The sequence below is a fragment of the Desulfuromusa kysingii genome (genome assembly GCF_900107645.1).
GTDB lineage: Bacteria > Desulfobacterota > Desulfuromonadia > Desulfuromonadales > Geopsychrobacteraceae > Desulfuromusa > Desulfuromusa kysingii.
In genome coordinates this window covers 192873-213305 of sequence record NZ_FNQN01000003.1, presented here as the reverse complement: position 1 = coordinate 213305, position 20433 = coordinate 192873, and the positions used below count along the sequence as shown (strand labels likewise).

Below are 20433 nucleotides of genomic sequence, written 5' to 3'. Positions count from 1 at the left end.
GGTTACGCTAAAATAGGACGATCAATTTCGATCTTTTCTGCTGTGACCTGATATGACTTCAATAAAGAGAACCAAATCAGACCGTAACCTTGGGCTAAGCACCTTGCAGGATATTAGTGCGCTTATCCTCCAGTCTCATGACCTCGATGAAACGATCCGCAACATTGTTGACCTGGTGGCATTGCGTGCCCATTCTGATGTCTGCTCCCTTTACTTACTTGAAAATGATCAAGAAACGCTAACATTAAGAGCAACTAAAGGTCTGGATGAATCGACAATTGGCCGCGTCAGCATGAAAATTGGTGAAGGTCTGACGGGAAAGGTCGCAGCAGACAAACAGATTCTGGCGATTGAAGAACCTCATAAACACCCAGATTATCAATATTTTGCAGAGACCGGAGAGGAACAGTTCCACACCTTCGTCGGAATCCCACTGTTTGACCATAATCATGCGATTGGGGTTCTGGTTGTCCAAACCCGAGAGCACCATATTTTTTCGAAAGAAGAGTTAGCAACACTGTCAACCATTGCATTTCAAGTTGCCTCCATTGTCGTCAATGCACGGCTGCTGGACGCAATTGATCATTATGGACGCAAAGATACCGCAACCCCTACGACAGAGGACGACACCGAAGATTCAGAATCACAACAATCCAACACCTTGCGTGGTAAAGCGGCATATCCAGGGGTTGTGACGGGTCCGGCAAACATCATCGACCAACAATTTGGCTTTTCCGACATTTTTGACGAATGCAATATTGATCTCCCTGCCGAGTTGAAACGGCTGGATGAAGCCTTACGTAAAACCCGCATCCAAACCCTCTATCTGGAAAAAAGGGTCGCAGAGAAGCTCACTCAGGAGGATGCTGCCATCTTCCACACCCATCTGATGATCCTTGAAGATCGGGGCTTTATTGATCGCCTGCATATCTTGATTGAGGAGCAACACAGCGCCCCGTATGCGTTAAAAAAAGTCATCAGCGGCTACCTTGAAGCCTTTGGTCAGATGGAGGATCCATATCTGCGTGAGCGTGCCGCTGATATGGAAGACATCGGACGGCGCCTGCTGGCCAATCTGGTGGGCAAGAACACCGAGGGGTTGCAACTGCATCATAGTGGAATTCTGGTAGCTAAAAGATTATTACCTTCGGACATGGCCATTCTTGACCACAGGATGATCATGGGAATGGTGATTGAATCAAATGAGGCCAATTCACACTCGGTCATCATGGCCAAAGCCCTAGGGATACCAGCGGTCATTGGCGTGAAGAGTGCCATCTCTAAGATAAAGCCGGATGACAATCTGATTCTTGATGCCAATTCTGGATGCATCTACCAGAACCCCGACCAATCCATCATCGATGAATACTCTCGACTGGGACAGGAAGGGCAGCTGGAAAAACAACGTCTCCTGGAATTACAGAACATCCCCCCGGTGACCCGCAACGGACAACGCATTCATTTGCGTGCCAATATCGGTTTAATCAGTGATGTCAATGTTGCCAAAACCCACGGTGCAGAGGGAGTCGGTTTATACCGAACAGAATTTCCTTACATGGCACGCAGCAGCTTTCCTGACCGCCAAGACCAGTATCTTCTTTATAAAAAGGTCGTCAAAGACTTTGCCGGGACACCCGTCACCATCAGAACTCTGGACATCGGTGGGGATAAAGCCCTCCCCTATTTCACTCAACCCAAAGAAGATAATCCATTCATGGGATGGCGCTCTGTGCGGGTCAGTTTAGACAATCTGGATATTTTCCAGACCCAGATTGAAGCTATTCTGATGGCCGCAAAACACGGTCCGATTCGACTGTTATTTCCGATGATTTCCAACATGGAGGAAATCCGTACCTGTAAAATTATCGTTGAAAAGGCTAAGGACAACCTGCGGAAAGAAAAAATCCTTTTTGCTGAAGATATTCCCTTAGGGGCGATGATCGAAGTGCCAGCGGCCGTCCGACTGGCATCACATCTGGCGAAAGAGGTTGATTTCTTTGCTTTGGGCACCAATGACCTGATTCAATATCTGCTCGCTGCCGACCGTTCAAACCCGCTGGTAGAAAAATATTACGACCCCCTACACCCGGCCGTTTTACTCTCTATTGGTTGCGTCGTTGCCGCCGCCCACAACAACAATATTGAACTTTGTGCCTGTGGGGAGATGGCAACCGATCCGGCTTGCTTGCTGGCTTTGATTGGTCTGGGAATCCATGAGTTTTCCCTCTCTGCGCCCTATATTCCACGGTTAAAAAACTTTATCAATCGAATCGATACCGTTGCGGCTGAAGAATTATTACAATCCCTCCTGTTGCAAGCAGACAGTCACAGTATCCGCGAAGCTCTGGATCAAGCGATTCGGAACCTTCCCGTGACCGACTTTTCGGTTATTAAGTATCAGCCCCAGCCGTTACAAATAAAAAGCCGGGGCAATGCGACCCGGCTGCAATCCTGATTACTCGAAAATAAGCAGCAAATCACCTTGTCCGACGTGATCCCCTTCAGCAAAGATTATTTCCTGGATGACACCATTTTTTCTTGCTTTGATATTGGTCTCCATCTTCATTGCTTCTGTCACCAGTAACACATCTCCGACCTCAACCTGATCGCCGACATTGACCAGCAACTTGAAAATTTTACCCGGCATTGGCGCACCGATCTCTTTGCTGTTGTCTGGGTCGGCCAACACGTGACTGGTTTCATCAACTCTGGCGCCAAGATCTTTTATCGTCGTACTCCGAGGTTCACCATTGAGTTCAAAATAGACATTCCGCGTCCCATCTTCACGGACCCGGCCAATGGCGTTGAGTTTAACGATCAAGGTTTTTCCCGCTTCGATATCGATAGTCACTTCATTGCCAATATCAAGACCATAGAAAAACACGGGTGTCGGCAGGACGGAGACATCACTATACTCTTGCCGGAAACGATCAAATTCTTCAAAAACCCCTGGATATAAAACGGCTGACAGGACATCACGCTCGGAAACCTGATGTCCCAATTTAAGCTCTAGAGACTCTTTTTTCAGGGAAAAATCAACAGGTTCCAACAGCTCACCAGGGCGATGTGTCAGTGGTGGCTCCCCTTTAAGGATGATCTTCTGTAGTTTTTCAGGGAATCCACCGTATGGTTGCCCAATCATCCCCTTAAAAAAATCGACAACTCCTTGAGGGAAAATCAACTCTTCCCCCCGGCTGTAAATATCTTCCGGCTGAAGGTGATTTTGCACCATGAACACGGCCATATCGCCGACTATTTTTGACGAAGGGGTAACCTTCACCAGATCGCCAAACATATCGTTGACTTTGCGGTACATCCCCTTGCACTCTTCCCAGCGATCCCCCAACCCAAGCCCTTCAACCTGAGGCTTATAGTTGGAATATTGCCCGCCTGGAATTTCATGCTCATAAACCTGCGCCGTGCCACTGCGTAATTCTGACTCAAATGGAGCATAATAACTCCGGCAGGTCTCCCAATAATTGGCCAACTGCTGCAACCCGGCCTTGTCCATCTGAGGATCCCAGATAGATCCTTCCAGAGTGGCCAGCAACGCATTCATATTGGGTTGTGCTGTTAAACCGGAGATTGATGAGAGGGAGACATCAACAATGTCACAACCGGCCTTGGTTGCCATCAATAACGTCGAACCACCATTACTGGAAGTATCGTGGGTATGGAGATGAATGGGTAACCCAATTTCGTTTTTCAACGTTTTAATCAATTTCTCGGCAGCAAAGGGTTTAATCAATCCTGCCATATCCTTGATCGCAAGGATATGGGCCCCCATTTTTTCAAGTTCTTTGGCCATATTGACATAGTATTCAAGTGGATACTTATCCCGCTTGGGATCAAGGATATCACCGGTATAACAAATAGCAGCTTCACAAACAGCTCCGCTTTTACGCACCGCTTCCATCGCCACCTGCATCCCCTTAGTCCAGTTCAAAGAATCGAACACGCGGAAAAGATCAATGCCACTCTCTGCAGCTTTACTAACGAATTCCTGCACCACATTATCGGGATAATTGGTGTAGCCAACCGCATTGGAGCCACGCAATAACATCTGGAAGAGGATATTGGGAATTTTAGCGCGGAGACGATCTAGTCGTTCCCATGGATCCTCACGTAAAAAACGCAGTGAGACATCAAAGGTTGCACCGCCCCACATCTCTAAAGAAAACAGACTTCCGCCCAGGTGCGCAGTCGCTTCGGCAATACGATCCAGATCAAAGGTCCGAAACCTTGTCGCCACCAAAGACTGATGGGCATCACGCATGGTTGTATCAGTCACAAGAAGTTGTTTATTGGTACGTGCCCACTCGGCCAACCCTTGCGGCCCTTTTTCACGCAGAAGATCCCGTGTGCCACGTGGATGTTGTTGTCCGTAAGGGATAACAGGGACCACAGGCTCTCGTAAGCTGGAGAATTTAAGCGCTTTGGATGCTGAGATTCCGGGATAGCCATTGACGGAAGTATGCCCAATGAAATTGAGGATCTTATTGGCTCGATCTTTTTTAATCCGCAATTCAAATAGTTTCGGATGGTTGTCCAGAAACGAGGTATCACAGTTCCCTTCAAGGAAAACCGGATAAGTCATCACTTTTTCCAGAAACCCGATATTGGTTTTGACACCGCGAATTCGAAACTCCTGTAACGCCCGATGCATAATCTTAGCAGCTTCAAGAAATGTCAGCCCCCAAGTTGAAATCTTGACCAGGAGCGAATCGTAATGGGGGGAGATATGAGCGCCAGCATAACCGGCAGCAGCATCAAGACGGACGCCAAAACCAGCCGCAGTTCGATAAGCCTTGATAGTTCCAAAGTCGGGAGCAAAATTGTTATTCGGATCTTCCGTTGTGATCCGTGACTGAATGGCAAAACCCCGTAATTCGATATCTTTTTGGTTTTTGATACCAATTTCTGGATCAGCCAATCGATAACCTTCTGCAACCCGGATTTGTACCTGCACCAGATTCCTCATCGTCACGAGTTCGGTGACAGTATGCTCAACCTGAATGCGTGGATTCACTTCAATAAAATAAAAATTTCTTTCCTTGTCTAACAAAAATTCGATGGTTCCTGCATTGACGTAACCAACTGTTTTGGCGATTTTCAGCGCGTAGCCACAGACTTCTGTACGCATTTTTTGCGTCAAATCCAGAGATGGGGCAATCTCAATAACCTTTTGGTGCCGTCTTTGAATCGAACAATCACGCTCGTAAAAATGGACCAGATGACCATGTTTATCACCCAGGATTTGCACTTCAATATGCTTCGGGCTCTCAATATATTTCTCCAGGAAAATTGTTGCGTCACCAAAGGCTGCCTGCGCCTCTGACGCCGCACTTTTCAGCCCTTCAAGGAGTTCCTTTTGATTCTGCGCCACACGCATCCCGCGTCCCCCACCGCCAGAACTCGCCTTGACGATAATCGGATAACCGCATGATTTCGCAAAGATCAGCGCCTCTTCCTCGGTCTCGACCGGACTGTCGGTCCCGGGAACGATCGGAACTCCGGCTTCAACCGCTACCTGACGTCCAGATACCTTATTTCCAAGACGTTGTTGAATCTCAGGTGGTGGACCGATAAAAGCAATCCCAGCCCTTTCACAGGCTAATGAAAATTCCGGATTTTCAGACAAAAAACCATAACCGGGATGAATTGCGTCGACATCTTTTTTACGCGCCAGATCGATAATTTCATCAATTCCCAGATACGCATCGATTGGCCCCTTTCCCTGTCCAATCAAATAAGCTTCATCAGCCTTATAACGATGCAAAGAAAGACGATCCTCGTTGGAATAAATGGCGACAGTTGATATACCCAATTCGGTACAGGCTCGAAAAATCCGTATCGCTATTTCGCCACGATTCGCTGCCATAATTTTCTTAAATTTTGTTATAGCCATAATCTGTACCTCATCGGTTAAAATTGTGAATATCAAATGTGTTATTTTTTGAGATGACTAAATAATTTTACTTAAAGTTAATTTCACCTTTAAAATCAGTTATTTGTGTAGCATCAATGATAGATTGAAACAACATATCCATGACTTTGTCAAGATATAATACTGTTCTATTTTTATCAGAAAGGGTAATCAAAGACGTCAGAAGTGCGAATTTATGTGGGGAATTGAGAGAAAACGGTAATTTACATTCGCTTTAGTAATTACTACTTATAGTATTTAAAGATAAATAAACTCTGTCATTTAAATACAAATTAAAATTCAGGAAAGCAGCAGCTGAATGGTCAAAGGTTTTTTTCAATCAAAGATAAAATCAAATGAACGCTTGAGGATTCAATTTCTTAGACCTCGACAGATGTCCATAAAAATGGGTAGTCACAAATTATCCTTGTGACCGATTTCGGCTTCATGGTATTTTTCGTCAAACATATGACGCTTACAGGAGAGAGATCAATGATCCAGAAATCTAAAATCCTCTTGGTCGATGATGAAGTTGAGAGTTGTCAGGCTCTTTCACATCTTCTTACTCAAACCGGTTATAGCGTAGAAACCAGCGCCTCTGGTGAAGAAGCGTTGGAACTCCTCAAAAAACAACCTTTTGACCTGATCATCAGCGACCTTTGCCTCCCCGGTATCAGCGGCATTGATATTATTAAACACACCAAAGATGACTGTTCTGAAATCGGGGTCATCCTCATCACTGGCAAAGCCTCCGCCGAAACCGCTGTTGAAGCAATGAAAGAGGGGGCGTTGGATTACATTACCAAGCCATTTAACTTTGAACGCTTAAAAGTTCAGGTGACAAAAGCGCTGGAAAAAAACCGGTTGGTTCTCGAAAATAAGTACTTACGCCAACAATTGCTCGGCCGTTACCACTTTGATAATATTATCGGCACCAGTCAAGCGATGCAACAAGTGTTCAGTCGTATGGGCAAGGTTGCCGGAACCGATTCAACCATCTTGATACTTGGCGCTTCCGGAACAGGAAAAGAACTGGTCGCCAAAGCCATCCACTATAACAGCCCTCGCAAAAACAAACCTTTTCTCGCCATTAACTGCGGTGCTATTCCAGCGGACTTGCTCGAATCGGAGCTCTTTGGCCACGTCAAAGGGGCTTTTACCAGCGCATTCACCGATAAACTAGGAAAGTTTGAAGTTGCCAACGGCGGCACGATTTTTCTGGATGAAATCGGCAACATGCCTCAACAATTGCAGGTTAAGCTGTTAAGGGTCTTGCAAGAACATGAGTTTGAGCCGGTTGGTTCCACCCGCAAGACCCACCTGAACATCCGGCTCATTTCAGCGACCAATATTGATCTTGAAAAGCAGGTCAAAGCAGGACAATTTCGTGAAGATCTCTACTATCGACTCAATGTCATCCCGATTCATTTGCCACCATTGAAAGATCGCCATGGCGATATTCCTCAGTTAGCTCGCTTTTTTGCAGATAAAATTTGTAAAGAGATGAACCTGCCCCAGATCAAAATCGATGCTGACGCAATTCAAGCCATGGAGGTTTACGACTGGCCTGGAAATGTTCGCGAAATGGAAAATATTATTGAGCGGACAATCGCATTGACAGACAGCTTGATAATTCGTTGCGAAGACCTCCCCTCCAACATCTCCCAGAGCCTACCAAAAGCCCCCACGGGTGTCCCGCAAATAACCACCAAAGGGATCAATATGAATCAGGCGATCGCAGAAATTGAAACAGAGATGATAAAGCAGGCGTTGAGTTTAGGTCAGGGAGTCAAAGCGCGTGCGGCCAATCTGTTAAAGATTAACCGCACGACTTTAGTCGAAAAGATTAAACGTCTTGGGATAGAAAACTAGAAACTGTCACCCTTGATATCAGGATGATCACTATTTCGTTTTTTTCTCATTTTTCTTACGCTCATTGGCATCGAGATAACGCTTCCGTAAGCGGATCGATTTCGGTGTAATCTCCACCAGTTCATCATCAGCAATGTACTCCAGAGATTGCTCCAGAGACAAAGTTCTTGGAGTTATGATGCGGACAGCTTCATCCGTTCCCGAAGATCGAACATTGGTGAGCTTCTTACCACGGCAAGCATTGACGACCAGATCACCCTCCTTGGCGTGCTGTCCAATAATCATCCCTTCGTAGACCTTAACGTTAGGACCGACGAATAGGACCCCACGGTCTTGCAAATTGAATAGGGAATAGGCCACAGTTTCCCCCAGCTCCAAGGCAATCAGCACCCCGTTTTTCCGCCCTTCAATCGGTCCTTTATAGGGAGAATAATCATGGAAAGTGTGATTCATCACCCCGGTTCCACGGGTATCAGTCATAAATTCGGTTCTAAAACCAATTAAACCACGGGCAGGAATTAAAAATTCGATTCGGTTGGTTCCATCCAGCGCCTGCATGGAGGTCATTTCAGCTTTGCGTTTGCCAAGTTTTTCAATCACAGTCCCCTGATGTTCTTCTGGGACATCGATGGACAGATGCTCGATTGGCTCACAACGTACGCCATCAATCTCACGAAAGATAACTTCCGGTTTTGATACTGAAAGTTCAAAACCTTCACGACGCATATTTTCAATAAGAATTGACAGGTGCAATTCTCCGCGTCCTGAAACCTTAAAGGTATCCGTATTATCGGTATCTTCAACACGCAGCGAAACATTGGTCCGCAACTCTTTGGTTAATCGTTCACGGATATTTCGAGAAGTGACCCATTTCCCTTCCTGTCCGGCAAAAGGTGAGTTATTGACAATAAAATTCATCGACAGGGTCGGCTCATCGATGGCGACATAGGGAAGAGCGACCGGATTTTCAGCATCAGCCAGAGTTTCACTGATTCCCAGCTCATCAAATCCAGCAATGGTCACAATATCACCAGCATACGCTTCATCCAGTTCGATCTGCTGCAATCCTTGATAGCCAAGGAGCTTAGAAATCCGTCCAGTTTTTACCTTCCCGGCATGATCAATCCTCGCAACAGTCTCACCGGCCTTGACGGTCCCATTGACAATTTTCCCAGTCGCGGTACGGCCGATAAATTTATTATAATCGATATTAGTGACCAACAACTGAAAAGGTGCTGTGGGATCGCCAGAAGGGGGATCAACACGTTCTCCGATCATTTCAAATAATGGTTCCAGATTGTCTGATTCATCTTCCAAATGTTTCTTGGCAATGCCAAGTTTGGCGCTGGCATAGACAATAGGGAAATCAAGTTGATCTTCATTGGCATTCAATTCACAAAACAGGTCAAAAACCATATCGACAACGGTTTCTGGCCGTGCGCCGGGACGATCAATTTTATTGATGACGACAATTGGTTTGAGCCCCAGATCTAGAGATTTTTTCAACACAAAACGAGTTTGCGGCATCGGCCCGTCAAAAGCATCGACCAACAGCAACACAGAATCAACCATTTTCAAAACCCGCTCAACTTCACCCCCAAAATCGGCATGACCAGGTGTGTCAACGATATTGATTTTCAACCCACAGTGCTGCACCGACAGGTTTTTTGAGAGGATAGTGATTCCACGCTCTTTTTCCAGATCATTACTATCCATGACCCGTTCGGTAATTTCCTGATGTTCACGGTAAACCCCGGATTGGACCAACATGGCATCAACGAGGGTGGTTTTCCCGTGGTCAACGTGGGCGATGATCGCGATATTTCTTATCTTTTTAGACATCGTAAGTCCTTTATAAATATGATTTTTTCACAAAAAGAGCGGAATTATGGCAGAAAGACTCCAGGATGCCAAGAAAATAACACAGAAAACGCTGAAATCATGCTGTTTTACCCAACTTGACAGCTCAGGAGCTTTTACATATGTTCTGCAGTCAGGACACTCTTAACGAATCGAGGAAAAATGTCACGACCTAACATTATCTTGACGGGCTTTATGGGAACCGGAAAATCCACCCTGGGACGGTTACTTGCCAAGCGTATCGGTTATGATTTTGTCGATACCGATGCTTTAATCGAAGCTCAAGCCGGACAAAGCATCACCAATCTGTTTAAAACCCAAGGAGAAGCAGCATTCCGTAAACTGGAAGCAGAACTGGTCAAAAACCTGGCGCGAAAACAAGGGTTGGTTGTTGCGACGGGTGGAGGACTGGTCCTGAATCCGGACAATGTCGAGGCGTTGAATGAAACAGGACACATTATCTGCTTAACGGCAACTCCAAAAGAGATCCTCTCCCGCGTTTCACGCCAAAAAGACAGCCGTCCACTGCTGGCAGAAAAAGATCCACGGGCGAGAATCAATACATTATTACGCCAGCGCGATTCGATTTACAAGCAATTCACGCAGGTTTCAACATCCAACACGACACCGGAGCAATTAATCGTCACAGTCGTCAATATTATTGATGCATTACAATCGCAGAAAACGGGATCACCTTAGCGAGAGGTCTATTCTCTGCCGGACAGTACTCAGGAACGAGCTGTTGCAGTTTTTCTCTGACAGCAGGAAGGTCCAGAGCTTTGGCAGAGGCCAACAAAGACTCAATCATCGCTAACAACTCTGAGTACACGATTGATGTTGACTGAGCTATACAGATTTTATTATGCGGCGTGGGCAGAACCCCCTCTTCATCCAAAAGCAGCTCTTCGTACAATTTCTCACCAGGCCGTAACCCGGTATAAACAATGTCAATATCATCATGAGGCTGCAAACCTGACAACCGGATAAGTTCTTCCGCAAGGAATTGAATCTTGACGGCCTCCCCCATATTAAACAAATAAATTTCACCACCGCTCCCCATACTCCCCGCCTGCAGGACAAGTTGCGTTGCCTCCGGTATGGTCATAAAAAAACGGGTGACATCAGGGTGAGTGACCGTCACCGGCCCACCATTGGCAATCTGTTTCTTAAAGGTCGGAATCACACTGCCATTACTCCCTAAAACATTACCAAAGCGGGTGGTCACAAAACTGGTTTTACTCCTCAAGTTGAGAGCCTGAACATACATCTCAGCCACCCGTTTTGTTGTCCCCATAATGTTAGTCGGTCGCACCGCTTTGTCTGTAGAGATCATGACAAACTTTTCGACACCGATCTTATCAGCAGCATCAGCCAGCAAACGGGTCCCACTAATATTATTGTTAACCGCTTCAGCCGGGTTGTTCTCCATCATCGGCACATGCTTATAGGCCGCGGCATGAAACACCACCTGAGGCATTTGCTCATCAAAAATCACATTAACGCGCGAATGGTTACGGACATCACCGATGATAGGGACGATGGTTAAATCGGGGTAATTCTTGATCAGTTCCTGTTCAATCAAAAACAGAGGAGTTTCAGCATTTTCAAACAGGATGAGCTTCTGCGGTTTGAAACGGGCCAATTGTCGACAGATTTCACTGCCGATACTCCCTCCGGCACCAGACACCAACACCCTTTTCCCCCGCAGATAGTTATTTATCTGCGCCTCATCCAGAAAAATCGGTTCCCGGCCAAGAAGATCGTTCAGATCAACATCGCGAACTTGCTGAATAGAAACCCGGCCATCTATAAGCTCTCCGACTCCGGGTAAGATTCTAAACTTGACCTTGGTTTCACGACACCGCTCAACAATCGATTTGATCACTTTTCCCGAAGCAGATGGGATCGCAATAATAACTTCATCGACACCCCGTTCATTGACAAGTTTTTTCAGATCAGCTTGCGAACCCAAAACATTTAAGCCTTGAAAAGCCCCCTTCTTCTTGACGGGATCATCATCAATAAACCCCAGAATATTCAAATCCAATTGCGGATTGGAACGGATTTCCCGCGCAATTAATTGCCCCGCATCCCCCGCGCCGACAATCAGAGCCCGCGCTTGGCGCAATTCAGTTCCTTGCCGCACGGGAAGATAGTTCTCCCGCAATGCCCGGGTAGCAAAACGGATTCCTCCCACCGCCAGAAAACAGAAAATACCATCCAACAGCAAGACTGAGCGTGGCACCTGCTCCAAACGGTAGACAGCAACGGCATAGACAACAACCAAACTGGAAGAAAGAATATTGGCCTTAACAATCTGCAACAAGTCAGGCATGGAGACATAGCGCCACCACCCCCGAAAACAGCCGAACTTCCAGAAAACGATTAATTTAATTGCCAGGATGACCGGGATTAATGTCGTAATTCTGGGCCAATATGCAGAAGGGATAGAAAAATCAAAACGAATGGCATAGGCAAATAAAAAAGAGCTGATAATAATCAGGCTTGTCATCACAAAAACAACAAACAAACGATTTCGATATACAATTTCTTTCATAAATTCTTCCCCCACCATAAAGCACGGTCACTTGAGGGACGAAACCATCAAGCACGACGATAATCCACAACCTCCTATTATACTAAACTATCAAGGACAAGTCAGTTATTTAAATAATTAAAAGCGGAAAACTCATTAGTGTGACACACCCTTACTCCTGACAACATTATAAACCGTCATCAAGATAATCTTCAGATCTAACAAGAAAGAGCGATTCTGTAGATAATATGCATCAAAATCAACCTTAACCGGGATAGGCAATTCATCGCGGCCATTGATCTGTGCCCAGCCGGTCAACCCCGGGGTTAAAGCGTGAACTCCCACCTCTGTTCGTAATTTGACCAGATCATCCTGATTGAACAGCGCTGGTCTGGGACCGACAATGCTCATGTCACCCTTCAAGATACTCCACAGTTGAGGTATTTCATCCAGACTTGATTTACGTAAAAAGTGACCAATGGGCGTCAAAAACTGATCAGGGTCACCTAACAAGTGCGTGGCGACCGCAGGAGTATCAATCCGCATGGTTCTAAACTTGGGCATTCTAAAAATTTCATTATTTTTCCCGATCCGATCAGACCAGTAAAGAGCGGGACCTTTGGAAGTGAGTTTCACCAGCACTGCCACAACCAGCAGAGGGAGACAGAAAACAACCAGTGCTATCAACGACATGGATATATCAAAAATACGCTTCATTTTAAACTTTCGTTACCACTATAAAAAGTTCCGTATGCTCGGAAAATTCAATCAGAAAAAAATTTGCCGCGATGAAAATCTAACAAAATCTGTCAATCAAATGCTTTGCCCTATATAGGTTCTCCCTCAAAAAAGCCTTTATAGACCATCATAGATTCTGATAACGGCTAAAATAATAGCCTTTAAAATCCTTCGAATCCCACAATCAGAGGAACCCTTCGCCGCAATGAAAATCTATCAAAATCTGTCAACCACATGCTTTATCTTGATGGGTTACCCCAAAAATACAGTCAAAATAGACCTTCGTAGATCCTGATAGCGGCAAGAAATCCATTAGAGCCCATTGACTACACGGCGAACAGCAACTTTCTCACCACCAAAGTTGATCACCAACCCCAATTTTTTACCCGTTGCTTTAAGATAGTTCTGACATTGTGCTAAATGAACAGCCTCAAGACACTTGGCAGCTTTTAGCTCGACAATGACATCATCCTCAACAAGCAAATCTGCAAAATAATCACCTACCACCTGGGCATGATAAAAAACTTGAATCTGTTTTTGCTTTTCGACCCTCAGGTCGGCTTCTTCCAGTTCAATGGCAAGTGCATTTTCATAGACCCTCTCAAGAAACCCGGAGCCAAGAGTCTGTCCGATCTTATAAGCACTGCTGACAATTACAGCAGCAATTGAATCATGATAAGCCTTGTCTTTCATCTCCCCTCCTAAACAAATAACACCTTTCGCCGCGATGAAAATTTATCAAAACCTGTCAACCATATGCTTTATCTAAATGGTTCACCCCAAACAAAAGTCCTTATAGACCCTCATAGATTCAGATAGCGGCTAAAATAATAGCCGTTGAAGTCCTTCTAATCCAACAACCAGAAAAACCCTTCGCCGCGATAAAAATCTATCAAAATCTGTCAACCATATGCTTTATCTAAATGGTTTATCCCAAACAAAAGTCCTTATAGACCCTCATAGATTTTGATAGCGGCAAAATAATAGCCTTTAAAATCCTTTGAATCCCACAATCAGAAAAACCCTTCGCCGCGATGATGATCTATCAGAACCTGTCAATCCAGTGCTTTGGCCTATATAGGTTCTCCCCCCAAAAAAAAGCTTTTATAGACCTTAATAGATTTTGATAGCGGCTAAAAAAACGGCCTTCGCCTTTCCAGTTTTAACGAACTATCCGCCCTTGTCCGTGTGCGTCCGTGGCTAATCAGCCTTTGACTTTTTAAATCCCGCAGCAGCTCTTTTCAACCCTTCATCCACGCTTATCGGCGGTGTCCAGCCCAACACTTCACGTGTTTTAGAGATATCCACCTGCAACGATCCGCACAACCGTTGTGCCAACGCACGTTTACCTAAGAGTGTTGCTCCCCACTCTAAAACCTTGGCAGGCACCGGAATCAAATGCGCTGTTTTGCCCATAGCCTTTGCCATTCGCTGCAATAATTGTGTAGTCGATAGATCTTCACCATCACTAGCTAAAAAAATCTGATTCGCAGCGGCAGGATGGTCAATACAGGTGACAATCAGATCAACCAGATTGTCCAACGCCACCAAAGAACGTTTATTATGTATTGACCCAAAAGGGAGGGGTATTCCTTTAGCGAGCCAACGCATCATTGATTGAAAGTTAGCTCTAACACCAGGACCATAAACCAGCGGAGGGCGGATAATCACCACCTCCATGCCGGTTTTTTTGGCAAGCTGCTGCAAGCCCATTTCAGCTTCCATCTTGGAAATTCCGTAAGGATCGACTGGAGACGGAGAGTCATCAGCATTGAATGGCTCACCTAAGGGTGTTCCTTCACCATTGACCTTAATAGAGCTGATAAAAACAAAGCGCCTTACCCCAGCCTCGGCAGCTTGCCGTGCCAGATTTAGCGTACCTGCAACATTTACCTTGCGAAACTCAGTGAGTGGATCAGCAGCATTATCATCCATGATGTGGACACGGGCGGCGGCATGAATTACAGTTTCGACACCCAACAAGGCCGCGCTCCAGTCAGTATCATGAGCAAGGGTATTAACTTGAATCACATTTACGCTAAAGTGGAAATTATGATTTAATCGACGAACGCCGGCACGCGGTGTAAAATTTGAGGAAAGAGATAAACGATTAACAACAGCAGAACCAACAAAACCACTAGCCCCAGTTACCAGAATATTCATGCGTTCACTTCCAGCTCTTTATAAATCTTCAAATGTGCATCAACAATTTTTTCTATAGCAAATTCGCGCTCAGCCAAAACCCTACCTGCTCGCCCCATACTGTGGCACAATTCACGATCATCAATCAGACGTTGTATCGCATCAGCAAGTGCAATCGAGTCTTTTACGGGGACCAACAAACCGGACTTTCCTGGTTCAATCGCATCACGACAACCTGGATGATCTGTTGTAACAACAGCACGTCCGCATGCCGCAGCTTCAACTAATGTCTTGGGCAGCCCTTCTCCATAATAAGATGGCAAGACAACAATATTGGCTTGAGCAAATAGGTTAGGAATGTCTTCACGATAACCTAAAATTTCCACACACCCTTCATTCTCCCAAGCAGACAATTCACCAAGTGTGACAGTTGCGGGATTTCCAGGATCAGGATCACCAGCCAACCAAAATCTAACGGCCACATTACGCTGAGTCAACAAACGCGCGGCAGCGACAAACTCAAGCACTCCTTTATCACGCAACAAGCGGGCAGCCATAACCACCACTGGCACACCTTTGGATAAAGGCGTTACCGCATAAGCTGACAAATCCACCCCTGATCCTGAAATCATCATCACCTTATCCTGCTTCAAGCCCGCAGCCTTCACTAAGGTTTCGCGATCATCGGGATTTTGACAAATCACCTTCAGGTTACGCTTGCCCAACACTAAACGATATAGGCTGGAAACAAAAAAACGAATCACTGTCGCCTTTTTGCCCTTATCTGAAAAGACAAACCCCAGACCAGAAATTGCCGCGACCACAGCAGGAACACCTGCCAAGCGCGCAGCAATACCACCAAACAACACTGGTTTTATCGTTACCAAGTGGACAATATTCGGTTTAACCTTCATAAATATTCGCAGAATACTCATGAAGGTCCTTACCTCTCCAACAATCCCAGTGCTACTTCTTCCCATAGTCAACGGGTGAACAATCAAACCATAAGAACGCAGCACATCTAGCTTGTCAGTAATTCCAGTTGCTACATGTACTTCATAACCATAATTTAATGCTTCAATGGCTATTGGAAGTCTGTGCGACAAAAAAAACCAGTCGACATTAACTAGAAAAAGAAGTTTTTTCAAAATTTTAATTCCCTGTTATCTGGATTACATCAATTCAATTACAATCATCTATGAATGCATATAATAATTTAATAGTTGATTTTATATATACAATTTCAAGAACTTAATATATTTAATAATTTTCCATACAAACAGGAGACATTGGCATTATCGTCATTTTCGAAATACACATTATTGATTAATTGATTTTCCACACCATTCTCAAGTTTACTAACCACATCGCCAACTGATTTTGCAGTCAGCAAACCACGTTGAAATTTTTCACAATCACCATCATCAAGGGGACTACAGCCATGCAAACGAGAAGCGAGTCGCACGCGATGCTTTTCACGATCCAAAGAAAGATGAACAACCACCAGTTGCTTAGCAGAACATGCCTTTAATAAACTCCTTATAAGTGCCGCGGTAGCATTGAGTTCCACATTCCTTCCCCGGAAAACCGTAGACCATAAAGCTTGAACAATACCCTGATCAAGAATCACGACACCATAATGCTTAAGTTCCCGCTGCATCAATGCGACAATATAGAGCCAGTTAACCAGCACCCGCATAAATGCAGCCGGAGTTTTTACCCCTGCTTTAAAGGCAAAAGCTAGTAGGATCCATAATATTCTAGGCTTTAATACTAACATTGGAATAATTATTCGGTTTTTATACACGAGTCTATGAAGTCTGGACATCTGTCCCACAGCCAACGATTGATCGCTTACATTTACACTATTAGCTTTAAAATATGATGAAAGTCCCTTAGCAAGGTAAGATTTCCCAACACCAGGGGCTCCAAAAAACTCAATAACTGTCCCAGAACCAAAATCATTCATTTCAACCAACTCTCAATGTTTAATGATCTCGGCCCACAACTGCCACAAAAACTCCTTACGCTTCACTGCTAAATCACCGGCATTATCAAAACGAATAGTTTTACGAGCAAGTAGCTGAATATCACGATTACCTTCAAAGCGAGCCGTTATCTCCTCATCTGTCTCTTTGTCATTCTTAATACGGTTTCGGTTTCTATCGACAGCGACAGCTAGAGGTATCTCAAAATAAAAACAAATATCAGCTCTAGGCATACTAGCGTAAGCCCACTGTTCAATACGTCTGCATATTTGCACCAAAACTCCAGACTCTTCACGGAAATGAATTCGAGGTCCATCCATTTTACCCACCATATCGGTGGGCCAACGATCAACTAAAACTAGATGTCCCATAGCCGCCCGCCGAGCTGCCCTACGAGCCAAACGGAGCCTTAAGATAGCAAGTACCATAACCGAAATAGCTTTTCTAGTTGATACAGCTGCACAATCTGAAGAGAAACTTGGCTCTGAACCTATTACATTAACCTTCTTTGCAAATAACCGCCGAAGCTTTTCAATAACTGGACCTTGAGGGCGGCCTAGATGATATCTATCCACAGTCAAAAAACTACTAAAGAAATCTGTAGCCTCAGTAAGCATTGTAGATTTTCCAGCTCCATCCACTCCTGAAATGGCAACCACCATTCCTCCAGCAGCTAAAACCTTCTTCCTTCTGTAATAAAATTTATTTGTTACACGGTGAAAAAAACTTATAAAACGGCGAGCAGGAAGAGACCACCATGCTACTCTTAAAAATGGGGATGCAGCGACACGAAATCTTATAGCCGTACCCAATCGAGGCAAGGAAAAACCACCAGAGTAGAGTTTACTGCCAGCCAAAAAAGACTCAAGGGCAATCGGCTTAACACCCGTTACAGCATTTTTATCCTGATCACACTGCAACCATTCCTCCCGATAGCTGTCAAGTTCTCTAGAGTAAAGAAGTCGACTAGACATAGATCCACCCTTGAGAAGGTGACGAATCACAAAAAGATATGCTTGAGCCTCAACACTAAGAACCCATACATAAAACTCCACAGATCGAACACGGTTTTCGATGATCCAGCTGTCTAATGGAAGGATATATTCCTTGAGCCAACTCTCACCAGTAACCACCTTAAAATAAACATGTATATGGCAAATTTTAAATTTACCGTCAGGTTTATAAAGATGATTTACCCATGGATACTTTGCGACAGGATTATGAACCGACAACCAACCGTCCTGAGCACACAGCATCGTGAAAGCAGCTCTGAAATCAAACGGCACAAAAAGGTCGATATCACTTTCCCCCGCTAATGCCTTAGCGAGCTCGTGATTATTTTTCCAACTAACATAAGGGATGCCATTATTATCCAAAGCTTCAAGAAGATCAAAAACTCCAACAGGTTTCACACTAATAGTTTTCTCAATTAAACCTTTACACCCAGCACTTTCCATACTCATTTTTCAACCTAACTTTTATGGACACGTTCAATTATTCTTTCTATTAAGATTTCATATGAGGGCAATTCCATAAAGATAATTTTTATTTTAATCAGATGTCGTCGAAAAATTGATATAAAACAGTCTATTTCCTCAGATTCCAAACCCAAAACAAAAGGGATATGACTTACACCTTCATCGACAAAGACTATATTAGATTTTGACTTATAAAAATGAAATCAAAATTTTGTGAGACAGTTACGTAACGCACTTATTTTATTAAAAAAGTCTCATCATAAATGGTAGCCTTCTTCATCAACCACCATATCTGTTTATAGTTTATGGCACCGGTTATCAAAGCATAGATGGGTAAAAAAAAAGGAAGACAGAACTCTGTTGAGAGGTCCATATTGCAGAGGAACTCCCCCTATGAAGATATAGTCTTTGGGTAACATGTCCTTAAATAAGTTGTCTTCCCACTTCCGGGAACGCCTGTTACCTTAATCACCCCGGAGCAGTTTTCTCCAGAATGAACAGATATTGGAAACAGTGGTCCATCAATATTTAAGCAGTTTCCATCACGTAAAATTTTGTGTTTTTTAGGAATTTTAAAAATAAATTATGTGTATACTTAGCGCTAAGTATTAGCGATACAAAGATAATCAACCCTGCGAGAAAGTTAAAATAATTAAAACTTAGAATATCCAGTTAAACCGCCTCCCCTTTCTTTAAAAATTTTCTCATAGATTCATCCCACAATAAAAACCGTTTTTGCGTGAGTCTATTCAGTGAAAACTCTTGCTCTGCATACAATCTTGCACGGCTAGACATATCTTTCCTTTCTACATCAGACAACCCTGCCAAACTTTCGATCGCAACGGTCAAACCAACTGTATCTCCGATAGTTACAAGTTTCCCGATACCCTCTGCATCTAAGAAATTGTTATCTTCCACGCTCCATGCAATTACAGGCAATCCGCAGCCTAGATACTGGGGAATCTTTTGTGAATAGGATGCATTCAGTATCGTTTGGTCAATCTTCATTGGAACACAAGTTAAATCAACAGCAGCATCAAACAAATTCATATAGCTTGGTACCGCAGCATAAGGGATAGCCCCCGTAAAAAATACGTTAGCACTTAACCCACTTTCTTCCACCAATGCCTCAATTTCGCTTCTACCTTGTCCTTCACCCACCAGCACAAGTGCAACAGGTTTCTCTTGATTGACCTTAGCTAATGCATATATCAAGGTATCAATATTTCGCAGAGCACTAAGAGCGCCAACATAGCCAATTACATAGGAAAATCGGTCAAGATTAAATTCGTCTTGAAGCTTTCTTTTATTCGATGGGGAAAACATTTCCAGGTTGGCACCATTTCTTATTATGTGAACCTTGTCAGTGTCTAGCCTATAGATGAATTTCTGCCAAAGTATATACGGTGCACTCACTGTGTCAGCAGCAATAGCTCTGCGTGTAGCTATTCGATAAAGAGGAAGGGAAACTAAAGATATAAGTCGTTGTCTCTTGCTGGCCAAATTCGAGAAACCGGTATAACCTGCTAATGTTTTGAGAAAGAAGGGTATTCTTAATAAACTAGACAAAATAATAGGCTCTATCGCAAAAAGATCTAAACGAAAGACAAGAGCATCTAAACGAGCATGTCGGTGGAGTTTAAACACTTTAAAAAATAATGAAAATAAATATAACAAGTAATAAAACGGATTTCTTCCTCGATGATTAACCACATAAGAGATTCTGCTGTCAGAATAGTTTTCCGGCCGGGATGGTGACGGTATTATACAAATAATCCGCTCACCATAGGAAGCAAGCAACTCCTTTACAAATTCCCTTTCATTAATACCGGGGCCATTATCAATCGATAAATCTACTGCCGTTATATAAGCATACCTATAAGAGGAAGACAT

13 protein-coding genes are annotated in these 20433 nt (G+C 44.2%); 3 read left to right on the top strand and 10 right to left on the bottom strand.

Annotation, left to right across the window (positions count from 1 at the left end; all coding sequences use genetic code 11):
• Positions 1-52: 52 nt before the first annotated feature.
• Positions 53-2455, top strand: a complete 2403-nt coding sequence (gene ptsP, locus BLU87_RS06265) for a phosphoenolpyruvate--protein phosphotransferase (protein ID WP_092345841.1) — start codon at positions 53-55, stop codon at positions 2453-2455.
• Here the strand turns inward: ptsP and BLU87_RS06260 are convergent, their stop codons facing one another.
• Positions 2456-5908 carry a pyruvate carboxylase gene (locus BLU87_RS06260; RefSeq protein WP_092345839.1) on the bottom strand — a complete coding sequence of 1151 codons (3453 nt, stop codon included), beginning with the start codon at positions 5906-5908 and terminating at the stop codon, positions 2456-2458.
• Between the two features lie 510 nt (positions 5909-6418).
• Here BLU87_RS06260 and BLU87_RS06255 point away from each other — a divergent pair.
• Positions 6419-7798 carry a sigma-54-dependent transcriptional regulator gene (locus BLU87_RS06255; protein WP_092345837.1) on the top strand — a complete coding sequence of 460 codons (1380 nt, stop codon included), beginning with the start codon at positions 6419-6421 and terminating at the stop codon, positions 7796-7798.
• Between the two features lie 30 nt (positions 7799-7828).
• On the opposite strand, the gene typA is transcribed toward BLU87_RS06255, so the two are convergent.
• Positions 7829-9640: a translational GTPase TypA gene (typA, locus tag BLU87_RS06250; protein WP_092345835.1), complete on the bottom strand. Its 1812-nt coding sequence runs from the start codon at positions 9638-9640 to the stop codon at positions 7829-7831.
• Positions 9641-9820: 180 nt separating this feature from the next.
• Here typA and BLU87_RS06245 point away from each other — a divergent pair, with 180 nt between their 5' ends.
• Complete coding sequence (locus BLU87_RS06245; protein ID WP_092345833.1) at positions 9821-10357, top strand: shikimate kinase; 537 nt, start codon at positions 9821-9823, stop codon at positions 10355-10357.
• Here BLU87_RS06245 and BLU87_RS06240 read toward each other — a convergent pair.
• The 8 genes from BLU87_RS06240 to BLU87_RS06205 form a co-directional block, all read right to left on the bottom strand.
• Positions 10317-12215 carry a polysaccharide biosynthesis protein gene (locus tag BLU87_RS06240; RefSeq protein ID WP_092345831.1) on the bottom strand — a complete coding sequence of 633 codons (1899 nt, stop codon included), beginning with the start codon at positions 12213-12215 and terminating at the stop codon, positions 10317-10319. The genes BLU87_RS06245 and BLU87_RS06240 overlap by 41 nt on opposite strands.
• A 135-nt stretch (positions 12216-12350) precedes the next feature.
• Positions 12351-12911 carry a sugar transferase gene (locus BLU87_RS06235; protein ID WP_092345830.1) on the bottom strand — a complete coding sequence of 187 codons (561 nt, stop codon included), beginning with the start codon at positions 12909-12911 and terminating at the stop codon, positions 12351-12353.
• Positions 12912-13244: 333 nt separating this feature from the next.
• A complete protein-coding gene (locus BLU87_RS06230) occupies positions 13245-13625 on the bottom strand; it encodes a GxxExxY protein (RefSeq protein ID WP_092345828.1) in 381 nt (126 codons plus the stop codon).
• Between the two features lie 507 nt (positions 13626-14132).
• On the bottom strand, positions 14133-15095 hold the full coding sequence (locus BLU87_RS06225; RefSeq protein ID WP_092345826.1) for a UDP-glucose 4-epimerase family protein: 963 nt from the start codon (positions 15093-15095) through the stop codon (positions 14133-14135).
• On the bottom strand, positions 15092-16225 hold the full coding sequence (locus tag BLU87_RS06220) for a glycosyltransferase (RefSeq protein ID WP_092345824.1): 1134 nt from the start codon (positions 16223-16225) through the stop codon (positions 15092-15094). The genes BLU87_RS06225 and BLU87_RS06220 overlap by 4 nt, the downstream gene beginning before the upstream one ends.
• A gap of 92 nt (positions 16226-16317) precedes the next feature.
• Complete coding sequence (locus BLU87_RS06215) at positions 16318-17043, bottom strand: AAA family ATPase (protein ID WP_092345822.1); 726 nt, start codon at positions 17041-17043, stop codon at positions 16318-16320.
• Positions 17044-17055: 12 nt separating this feature from the next.
• On the bottom strand, positions 17056-18525 hold the full coding sequence (locus BLU87_RS06210; protein WP_092345820.1) for a hypothetical protein: 1470 nt from the start codon (positions 18523-18525) through the stop codon (positions 17056-17058).
• 687 nt (positions 18526-19212) lie between these two features.
• Positions 19213-20433 carry a glycosyltransferase gene (locus BLU87_RS06205; protein WP_092345818.1) on the bottom strand — a complete coding sequence of 407 codons (1221 nt, stop codon included), beginning with the start codon at positions 20431-20433 and terminating at the stop codon, positions 19213-19215.

Bases quoted from the DNA above. Each gene is read 5' to 3' on its own strand.
- BLU87_RS06205 (WP_092345818.1), bottom strand. From the start codon at position 20,433: ATGTCTTCCTCTTATAGGTATGCTTATATAACGGCAGTAGATTTATCG.
- BLU87_RS06235 (WP_092345830.1), bottom strand. From the start codon at position 12,911: ATGAAGCGTATTTTTGATATATCCATGTCGTTGATAGCACTGGTTGTT.
- typA (WP_092345835.1), bottom strand. From the start codon at position 9,640: ATGTCTAAAAAGATAAGAAATATCGCGATCATCGCCCACGTTGACCAC.
- BLU87_RS06230 (WP_092345828.1), bottom strand. From the start codon at position 13,625: ATGAAAGACAAGGCTTATCATGATTCAATTGCTGCTGTAATTGTCAGC.
- BLU87_RS06245 (WP_092345833.1), top strand. From the start codon at position 9,821: ATGTCACGACCTAACATTATCTTGACGGGCTTTATGGGAACCGGAAAA.
- BLU87_RS06240 (WP_092345831.1), bottom strand. From the start codon at position 12,215: ATGAAAGAAATTGTATATCGAAATCGTTTGTTTGTTGTTTTTGTGATG.
- ptsP (WP_092345841.1), top strand. From the start codon at position 53: ATGACTTCAATAAAGAGAACCAAATCAGACCGTAACCTTGGGCTAAGC.
- BLU87_RS06255 (WP_092345837.1), top strand. From the start codon at position 6,419: ATGATCCAGAAATCTAAAATCCTCTTGGTCGATGATGAAGTTGAGAGT.
- BLU87_RS06225 (WP_092345826.1), bottom strand. From the start codon at position 15,095: ATGAATATTCTGGTAACTGGGGCTAGTGGTTTTGTTGGTTCTGCTGTT.
- BLU87_RS06215 (WP_092345822.1), bottom strand. From the start codon at position 17,043: ATGAATGATTTTGGTTCTGGGACAGTTATTGAGTTTTTTGGAGCCCCT.
- BLU87_RS06210 (WP_092345820.1), bottom strand. From the start codon at position 18,525: ATGAGTATGGAAAGTGCTGGGTGTAAAGGTTTAATTGAGAAAACTATT.
- BLU87_RS06260 (WP_092345839.1), bottom strand. From the start codon at position 5,908: ATGGCTATAACAAAATTTAAGAAAATTATGGCAGCGAATCGTGGCGAA.